Consider the following 10,629-nt stretch of genomic DNA (forward strand, 5'->3'; position numbering starts at 1 on the left):
CAAGAACTATCTGACCGGGGCGATTGCGCCTTATCTCGAAAATATGAGGTTTTCCTGCCGGCTGGTGGAAAACCCGGCCAATCCCCGGCTGCCGTTTTTAATCGGCCAGCGGCTGGAAGGCGAAAACCTGCCCACGGTACTGATCTACGGCCACGGAGACACGGTGCTGGCCATGGACGGGCGCTGGCGCGACGGGCTTGCACCCTGGCAGTTGATCCAGGAGGGAGAGCGCTGGTACGGCCGCGGCACCGCCGACAACCTGGCGGCCCTGGCCTGCGTTTTGGCAGAACGGCAGCCCCTGGGATTCAACGTCAAGGTGTTGATCGAAATGGGAGAGGAAATGGGTTCGGCCGGGCTGCACCAGGTCTGCGGGCGGGAAAAAGAGACCCTGACGGCCGATGTGCTCATCGCTTCGGACGGACCGCGCATCGACCCGCAGCAGCCGACCATTTTCGGCGGCAGCCGGTCCTATTATAATTTTGATTTGCGGTGTAATCTCAGAAACGGCGCTCATCATTCCGGCAACTGGGGCGGGCTGCTGGCCAATCCGGGGATCATCCTGGCCAATGCCATCGCCTCGATGGCCGATGCCCGGGGCCGCATCCTGGTCGAGGGGCTCAAACCGGCCGGCATTCCGGATTCCGTCAAACGGGCCCTGGCCGAGCTGGAGGTCACCGGCCGCCAGGGTCCCGCCATCGACCCGAACTGGGGTGAGCCCGGACTGAGCCGAGCTGAAAAGGTATACGGCTGGAACACCCTGGAGGTGCTGGCCTTTGAGTGCGGCAACCCGGCCGCACCGGCGCACGCCATCCCGCCCAGCGCCTGGGCCCGAATGCACGTGCGGTTCGTGGCCGGCTGCAATCCCAATGATTTCGTTGCGGCCGTTCGAAAACACCTGGACGATCATGGGTTTACGATGATTGAAATCGTGCCGCCCCGTGAAACCTGGTATCCGGCCACCCGCATGGATCCGGATAACCCCTGGGCCCAATGGGCCATTTCATCGCTGCAGAGGACCAGCGGACAAAAGCCGGCTTTTCTACCCAACCTGGGCGGAACCATACCCAATGACGCCTTCAGCGATGTTCTCGGGATGCCGACCATCTGGGTGCCCCATTCCTACGGCGGCTGCTCGCAGCACGCACCCGATGAACATCTACTGGCCCCCATTGTCAGGGAGGGCCTGCAGATCATGGCCGGTCTGTTTTGGGACCTGGCGGAAAACTCCTCCGGCCAACCTAATCGCTGCGGTAGTTAAATCAGCGGCTAACGGTAGCGCATGGCTGCGGCTCGGATAAACCACATAAGCGCTACGCTATTTGATGAATTTTCAGGCGCTGCAGTTATGCCCGATGGGCTTGTTTAAAAGATGATCATTGAGCACCCGCCTGCCATGAATAATACGGTGAATTCTTACGATCATTCATTCTGGAGACAAATGGTCAGCGTAGCCCAGCCATATATAAAGGCATTGCGGGCAGGTCGAACATCCAATCCTTCAAAGGCGGACTGAAAGCATCGAACGTTCAATAATGACGGCTCTGTCCCATCGTAGGGTCGGCCACCGTGCCGACCGGTTTTGGCGGGCACGGTGGCCCGCCCTAAATTTTTGTCATAAACGGTTTCATGTGAGGGTTCCGGTATCAGTGATTTATGGCGCTATATCCTGACACCTGACACCTGAACACTGAAACCTGAAAGCTTCAGATTCTGACAACATGTTGCCACCATATCAGCTTCTCAGGGCAATACACCATCTCTCGGCTTGAATAACCATGAAACAGAAAACCGTCGCGTCAAAATTCAATCTCCTGATCGTGTTGTCCGTCGTCATCTCGATCATGGTTTCCTCGGTGACGATCACCCTGTTTTTGCTGCAACAATATTCCGCGGACGTGATCGAAAAGGACAAACTGCACCTGAAAGGCCTCGCCAGCAGCGTCAAGGGATTTGTCGACCATGCCTTCACTTTGAACTACCTGCTGTCGATTAACCCCGAAATTATCGAACACGTGGCAGCCGCCCCGCGGGACTGGTCGCGGCGCGCGGCGGCTTACAACCGCGAATATGACACCTCATCGGGTATCAAAGACAACAGTGGACCGGCCCTGCTGGTGAACATCCAGAAACACTATGATTTTGTGGAACTCTTTTTTGTGCAGGATGCTTCCGGCGACCAGACCAGCCGCAGCTTCGGCCCGCTGGGCCACCGAGGGCAGCGCTGGTGGTTTCGCAAAATAACGGAAAATCGAAACTACCGTCCTTTCATGTCCAAGTCATACTACTCGATGACCGGTGACAAACCGGTGGCCTCCGCATTCCATCCGATTTATAAATACAACCGCTTCATCGGCGTTATGGGCACGGACATCAATTTCGACGAACTGCAGCGGATGGTTCAAAACTACCTGGACGCCAAAGACCTGTATGCCGTTGTCATCGACACCGAAGGGGCCATTATCGCGCATCCCGACCGCAATAAACTGCGCGAGCTCTACAATCTGAATAAATTGACCAAAAATGTGCTCATCCGGGATGCGGCCGGAGGGTCTATCCAGGATAAAACCGGCTACCACCAGACCAAAGAAGTTAAATTGGATTGGGACCCCCGGGTTTCAAAGATCGTCGCCGATGCGTTGAGCGGCAACAGCGGAATGGCCGAAAACGTCCGGCTGGAAAACAGCAAAACCACCATTTACTATGAACCCATTGATCTGCTCGGAAAATCATCCGATGATCATTATTCGCTGCTGCTGATCCGGGACAACTCCTCGCAGGTCAAAGCCAAACTCACCATCATCGCCTTTGTGCTGCTGTTCACCGCCCTGGCGCTGTTCGCTTTTATATTTTTTTTCCGGATTCAGTTTCGCAAAATCGTCCTGAATCCCCTGGAGAAGCTGGCGGAATCCATGCGAGACGCCCAAATCGCCGATCCCAAAGACCTCCAACTGGGAACCCATGATGAATTTCAGCTGCTGGGGGATACCTACAATCAGATGCGGCGGCACCTCAGCCGGGCCAATGCAAAATTATCCGAGATCAATGAGCGGTTGGAGCATCGCGTCGACAAGCGCACGGACGAGTTAAAACGGCTGAACCAAGAATTGCTGGCGGACATTGCCAAACGCGAACAGGTTGAAGAGGCCTTGCAGCAAAGCGAGGGGCGGTATCGCTCCCTGGTGGAAAATACGCTGGACGGCTATTTTATCTGCCAGATCCCTTCCGGGCGCTTCCTGTTTTTAAACCGCAGAATCTGCAGCCTGTTCGGCTATACCATGGAGGAAGGACTCGCGGCGACCCTGTGGGATGTGATCCGTCCCGCCGACCGCGATACCATCACCGGCCTGATCCAGGAGCGCTTGGCAGGCAAGTTTATGCGCTATGACCGGCAGGTTTACCAGGTCATCCGCAAGGATGGGTCCACATTCCGGGCGGAAGTCTCCACCTCGCTGGTCACATTTCAGGAGCAAACCGCCATCCAGGGTGTTTTGCGGGATGTCACCGAACAGGAACAGCTGCAGGATCAGCTGCAGAAAGCCGAACGCATGCAGGCCATCGGCACCCTGGCCGGCGGCATTGCCCACGACTTCAACAACCTGCTGATGGGCATCCAGGGCCGAACCTCGTTGATGCTGCTGGACACGGATGAGTCTTTGCAGCACTACGAGCAGCTCAAAGGAATCGAAGACCACGTCAAGCGGGCTGTGGAACTCACCAATCAGCTGCTCGGATTCGCCCGGGGCGGCAAGTACCAGGTTGCACCGGTCGATCTGAACCAATTGATCGAAAAAAATGCCGGCATGTTTGCTCGCACCAAAAAGGAGCTGTCGGTCAATCTCAAACTCCAGGAAAATATCTGGTCCGTGGAAGTCGACAGCAGCCAGATCGACCAGGTGCTGTTGAACCTGTATGTCAATGCCTGGCAGGCCATGCCCGATGGCGGTCAGCTGTATATCCAGACCGAAAACGCCATACTCGAGGACAAATTCACCAGACCGTTTAACGTTGAACCGGGAAATTATGTCGCGATATCCATTACCGATACCGGGGTCGGCATGGATGAAAAAACCCGCAAACGAATTTTCGACCCGTTTTTTACCACCAAGGAAAGAGGTCGGGGTACCGGGTTGGGGCTGGCATCGGCCTATGGTATTATCAAAAACCACGATGGCATCATCACCGCCCAAAGCGAACTCGGCAAAGGGACCACATTTACCATTTACCTGCCGGCTTCGGACAAACCCGTCCGCGAAGCTGAAGCCGAGTCCGAAGAACGATTGACGGGAACCGGCACTATTCTGCTGATCGATGACGAGGATATGATTCTGGAGGTCGGCAAAGCCTTGCTGGAGAAACTGGGATATCAGGTTCTGGTTGCCGCGGGCGGCAGCGAGGGCCTTGAGATTTACCGGCAGGACAGAGCCAAAGTAGACCTGGTAATTCTGGATGTGATTATGCCTGAAATGAACGGTGCTGAGACATATGAACGGTTAAAAGAAATCGATTCCCGGGTCAGGGTGCTTTTTTCCAGCGGATACACCATGGACAGTGTGGCCGATGATATTTTAAAGCAAGGCGCCCATAGCTTCATTCAGAAACCATTTGATGTCAAACAATTGTCTCACAAGATCCGGGAAGCCCTGCAGGCTTCCGATTCGCCAATATAGGCTTCAAATGATGAGATCCCGCCTCCCTGCCCACTCGCCGGAACGTCCTCATGTTTGCAAAAAAAATATCAAGTAATTTAAAACACTATAATCCGAAAGGGGCGAGTCTGCACTTGACCTCTAATTACCTCTCGCAGACGCAAAGGCGCTAAGGTTTCTCTGTTTTTCTTTGCGTCTTGGCGTCTTTGCGAGACAATTCAATAATTTCGTCTCAGTACAATGATTTCAAATAGATGCTATAAAGAATGACTTAGCCCTATTTATGCCCGACGGAATACCATGCTGCGGGCATCGAACTGTAAAATATCGTAAAATATTGTCAAAATAAGTAAAAAGGAGTAAAAAAAAGTAAAATAGTGTAAACTGTTGTAATGTTACGAAAAAAATTGATTTGGTGCTTGCTATTTTTCTGTCAAACTGGTATTTGGTCGTTCACTGAAATGCATCCGGTCGGAAATGCAGAAAATTGACCGATAGTGATTAAGTTCGAGCAGCGCCCGACATGAATATATTGAATCCTGTTTTACGATGAAGAACCGGACCCGAATTCAACGTTGCGAAAGATCTGACCGGGCATGTTTTCAAGCGCAAAACCCGCCACCACCCTCAGGAATCAACACCCTTTATTCCCGCCGTTTACATACCATTTCTAATTATGAAATGATCGAGGCTGATTAAGCCGTGATTGCCTATATTCGTGAACACCGATATGCGGAATCAGACGATTGGTGAGGATATCCAACCGTATTCACGGAGAATGTCCCCCAACAAGATCGAAATTAGAAAAATCCAACTGCCGGATACGACACCGGCGGCTCGCGTTTAAACGTTAATGGCAATACACCACGAAAAGGGGGTTGGCTTGTTTTCGATTGCATGCCGCAAAAATAGACAATGGGGCCTTTTTCGGGCTTTTTGGCTTGGCCTGTTCTTCCTGACCGGATGGGTTTCCAGTGTGAATGCCGAGGTGGATATCGATATCCGAACCGCCGGAGACCTGTGGACAAACCAGAATGAGGTCTTCTACAAGGTTGTTATTCAGGACTGCAGCGATCTGACTTCCCTTGAAGTGAGCGCAGGCGACACCCAGTTGACGGCTTCGCCATCCGAGGCTGGCCGTCTGGCGGGCTCCTCCACCGGTTGTGAATTTGCGTTCTCAGGAACCGGCAGCGAGCGCTATCATCCCCAGGTTACCCTCCAGTTTGTCAACGGACCCAGCCGGGTTCACCATGAAGTCTTTGAGGTCGAAAAAAATGCTCCCCGGATTGCTTTCGAGGGGGTCCATCTGGTCGACATCGACGGCGCCCAGTACCTGGTCATCAACGTAACGGCCCAGGACGATGTCGATATCAGCTACGTCGGGTTTTCCGCCACCGGTCTGCGCGCCTCGGACCTGCGGGCGGCCGGCGGCGTGGTGGCCCGGGCCCGGGAGCAGGCCTTTGCCGCCACCGGGGGCCGGCAGCGGGTGTATCCGGTCCGTGACGATCAGCAGGAGTTTGAACTGGCGCTTGAAGTCACCGCCGAGCTCAGTGCCGCCGCCATCGCCCACGACGGGGTCGTTCTGCTGGATGCCGTGGCCGTCGATGCGTCAGGCAACCAGGCCGCCCTGTCTAAAATATCCTTTACCGGCGAAGATGTCGTCGAAGCCGCCGCGAATCTTCAGGTGCAGCCGGCCCGGATCTTTTTCTCCAACCTGCTGGAGACGGCCACGATCACGCCTTCGGTGGATTACCAGTTCCGGGGGCGCACACCGCTTCCCGGCCCCGGTACCGGGGTGAGCTACAGCTCTTCCCATCCGGATCTGATTGCCGTAACCACCGGCGGCATCGTCTATCCCCTGGCCGAAACCGCCGCAGCGGATGTTTCGATTACCGTGACATATCCGGACCTGGATCCGGTGACCGTACCGGTTCAGGTCGATCTGAGCAAATACCTGGCCGGCCTTAAAGTGGAGCCCTTGAACGCCCTGGGCCAGTGGGTGCTCGAGCGGCTGAACGGGTGGTTTGCCTGGCCCCATTTCCTGGGGGTCTTTGACGACGACAGCGAATCTGAAATCAGCTCCCAGTTTGCGCTGGAGTACAGTTTAGATGAAGGCGCCACCGGAATCATCGAGATCGATCCCACCCACGGCCTGCGGGCCAGGGCCATTGTACCGCCTTCCACCCCGGTTCAGCTTACCGTGCGGTTGAAGCATCAGCCGGACATCCTGGCCCGGGTGCCGGTGCTGGCCGTCGACGCCCTGCCGTCGGTTCAGCTCGACCTGCCCGCCCAGCTCCGGGCCGGCAGCACCCTGGTGCTTTCTGCGGATGCCAGCGATGATGTCGGCGTGTCGGAGGTCCGCTTTTTCATGAACGGTGGCGAGGTCGGCACCCGCCGGCAGCCGCCCTATGAACTTGCCCTGGAGATACCCGAGACCCTGATCAACGAAACCCAGGTGTTTCGTGCCGCCGCTCTGGATACGGCCGGGCAGCAAATCCAAACCCCGGACCTGCCGGTCAAGGTGGTGGCCGATCTCAAAGTCCAGGTCCCCGAGGTCGACGTCGAGTTGCCGGCGGCCATGCAGCGGTTTGTGGAGGGCAGTCCCATCCGCTGCCAGGTGGCGCTGGACACCACCGGCAGCTATTCCGGCAGCGGCATTTCCTACGTGGAATTTTTCCTGGACGGCAAGCTCATGGGGGAGAGCCACTTTCCCCTCTACGAAGAGCGCTCCGTCGGCCCGGGGCAAACCGCGACTTTTGAGATCTGGCGCGTTGACGGCCTGGTGGGGGCCGTTTCAACCAGCGAGACCAGCCTGGCGTTTCATGCCGTCACCCACACCCGCAGCGGCGGCCGGGGCAATACCGAGGCCCGTTTGATCCGCGTTATCGAAAACAGCCCGCCGGCGGTCGCGATCACCGCGCCGGTGCCGGGGGCCTCTGCCAGCGTCGGACAGACCGTCGATCTGGTTGGCGAACTGGCCGACGACACCCTGGCGCTCGGGATGAGTGTGGCCCTTTACCTGAACGGGGAGGCCGTGGACTTCCTTCGCTATGAAGAGGCGGGCAAGCGCTTTGCGGGCAGCTTCGGCGTTCAGAAAGCCAGCCACACCTTTGCCGTTCCCGTGGTGGAAGAGATGCTGGGAACCACCCTGCGGTTGCACCTGGAGGCGGTCGATTTTCACGGTCTGGTTTCAAAGTCAGAGGAACTCGTGCTGCCGGTCAAAGCCGATCACCCCCCCAACATCGCCATCTCCCATCCGGTGGACGGCGCTCATTTTGTGGCCGGGCTGCCCATCGAAATTCGGGCCGACGCCACCGATGACATCCGCGTGCAACGGGTGGATTTTTATGTGTCCGACCGCCTGGCCGGATCGGACACCCGCCATCCTTACAGTTTTCAATACGAAACCCTGGCGGGCCTGACACAGGAACAGTCCCTCAAGATTTTTGCCATTGCCATCGACAGCCGCAGCCAGCAAGCCCGCAGTGCCGATGTATTTGTGACCCTGGGAAAAGATGAACAGCCGCCGGTGGTCAATTTCGTGTCACCGGAAATTACCGCCACCGAGGGAGGAGATCCCCTGGCCGAAGTGATCGAAGACAGCGAAGTCGTCGTCAAGATCGCCGGCTATGACAACGTGTCCGTCGATCGCCTCGAACTGCGGGGCATCGAGCAGCAGGGCAGCCAGTACGTTCTGACCGGCAACCCGGAGCATGTGCTGGCCGGCGATGCGTTTGCGCCCCAGCAGATACCGGGGGCCCTGCACGCCTTTTCAGCGCTGAAACTGGTGCGGGTGCCCTTGTTTTCCGGCGCAGCCGGCATCGCCCATGACCGCTACCCGGTGGCGGTGACGGCCTTCGACCGCACGGGCAATTCATCCACGACATCCATGGTGATCGCCGTCGGTCCGGATCATGATCCCTTCATCGTTCACGTCGGCAGCGACCGGGAGCGCTATTTTGCCAGGGACACGGTGACGCTGGATATTCAAGCCCGCGATGATCGGGCCGTCACGGCCCTGGCGGTGGATTATTATTTGGATGGTGCGGCCACCAGCCTTCAGTCAACCGGCAAGACCCTCAACATCCCGGCTGCCAATGTCCAGGAATCCTTTGTTCTGGACCTGGCGGCCCTCGGTCTCAGCAACGACGCCCACACGATCCGGGCCGCCATCGTGGCCGTTGACAACCGCGGCCGGCGGTCGGATGCGGCCGGACCGTTTAACTTCGAATTCCCGGTCGCGGCGGACACCCGCGGGCCCCTGGCGGGCATCAGCCAGCCCATCCAGGGCGCCAACCTGTATCATGGCGAAGCGGTGACCATCCACTGGAAAGCCGTCGACGAGTCGCCGCTGGACGCCATCCAGTTTCTGGTGGACGGCAGTCCCATCCATTCCCGCAATCTCAGCATGCGCAGCCAAGACGGCCAGTTTTCCTACACGCTGCCCGCAGCGGGGGATGAATTGTTGATCAACCTGGTGGCAACCGATGTTTTCGGCAACCCATCGAGCACCGAATGGCGCTACTCCCTGGTCAGCGACGAGCCGCCGCAGATTTCGATCCGCAATCCGGCCCAGGGGTCGCGCCTGACCGAGGGCGAGCAGTTTACCCTGACGGCCGCGGTGACCGACAACCGCGCGGTGCAATCGGCGGTGTTCTTCATCCAACAGGACGGTCAAACACTTTTTTCGAAAACATTTTCTGCGGCTGCCGTGGCCTCGGCCCAGGCCGGGCAGTACCTGTCGGCCGGCATGCGGGTGCCCCACCGGCCCGAGGGACAGGAGGCCCCCATCACCATCGGGGTGCGCGCCACTGATGATGCCGGTTTGAGCGCCGAAGCGCTGCTTGACATGGAGATTCTCGATGACCTGGAGGCCCCCCGCATCAGCCTGGACCGGCCGGACGGCCCCTTCCGCTTGACGCCCGGCACCTCCTTTACGGTGGAGGGCCAGGGCGACGACAATTTTTATATCGCGGATCTGGTCCCGGTTCTGATAGACAGCCAAGGCAATGAAAAGATATTCAGCTGGTCCGCCTTCTCGCGCAATGACCGCCTGGAAACCGTGCGGGTTCCCAATCCCAAATCCTTCGGCTCGGTGATCGTGGGCCAGCGTTTCTACATGGATTTCAAAGCCCGCATCAAACTGCCCCTAAACTACCTGGAGCATGTCGGTGAAACCTTTGCCTTTGTGGTCAAAGCCCGGGACCACGGCATCAACACCACCGCCACGCCTGGCATCGACATTACGATCCTGGGCGATGAACAGGCCCCGCAAATCCATATCCTCGAGCCGCCGGAAACCGTGTATGAGCAGCAGCCCCTGACGGCCGAAGTCCAGTTCTCGGACAATATTTCCCTGAGCGCCTACAGGGTTTACATCGAGGATGATCCCGATCAAATGCTGGCCGATGTCAGTGGATTGAACACCACCTCAGCCGCTACCGGAGAACTGGCCATCGATCTGTCGGCCTATGATCCCCTGGATGAAACCGGCAGCCAGTTTGTGCTGGTGGCCGAGGCGCTCGATGCCTACGGCAACCAAGCCCGTGAAATCCGGGTCGTGCATATCAAGCCGGATCAACCGCCGCGGCTGTCGGTGGTCGATGAATTGCCGGCCGACGACCTGATCAAAGGCAGCGTTGCCTTTCAGACCATCCGCATTGAAGACGATTATGTCACCCAGGACGCACCGCTGCGCCATTTTCCGGTATACACCTCTTTAAAAGGCCTGAGTGGATCGGGCAGCCGTGACCCCGCCGGGCACGTCCTGGAGGCGGACGGTAAGCCCATCCCCTACATTACCTTCGGCTACACGGCGGCCGACGACCGGCCCGTCCGGCTGCTGGTCAGGGGTCGGCCATACATTGAGGCCGCCGCCGGGCAGCTGACCGTCTGGCCCGCCCCGACCGAGGCCCTGGACGGCGACAACCATCTCAAGCTCGATGTCGGCCCCGGCTCCCCGTACACGGTGACCTATCGCATC

At 57.7% G+C, this 10,629-nt stretch carries 3 protein-coding genes; all 3 read left to right on the plus strand.

Going from position 1 to position 10,629, the window contains the following annotated elements; translation table 11 throughout:
* Positions 1-1,258, plus strand: a 1,258-nt coding sequence (locus ACZCED_RS23855; protein WP_464861959.1) for a M20 family metallopeptidase, incomplete at its 5' end; no start/stop codon positions are given.
* 517 nt (positions 1,259-1,775) lie between these two features.
* Positions 1,776-4,667 (plus strand): response regulator, encoded by a 2,892-nt coding sequence (locus ACZCED_RS23860; protein WP_464861960.1) that lies wholly within the window; start codon positions 1,776-1,778, stop codon positions 4,665-4,667.
* Positions 4,668-5,622: 955 nt separating this feature from the next.
* Positions 5,623-10,629 (plus strand): Ig-like domain-containing protein (locus ACZCED_RS23865; protein WP_464861961.1); only part of this gene is annotated, 5,007 nt, incomplete at its 3' end.

Source organism: Desulfosarcina sp. (assembly GCF_055467485.1).

Excerpts from the sequence above, each read along its gene's own strand:
- ACZCED_RS23860 (WP_464861960.1), top strand. The coding sequence starts at position 1,776 with ATGAAACAGAAAACCGTCGCGTCAAAATTCAATCTCCTGATCGTGTTG.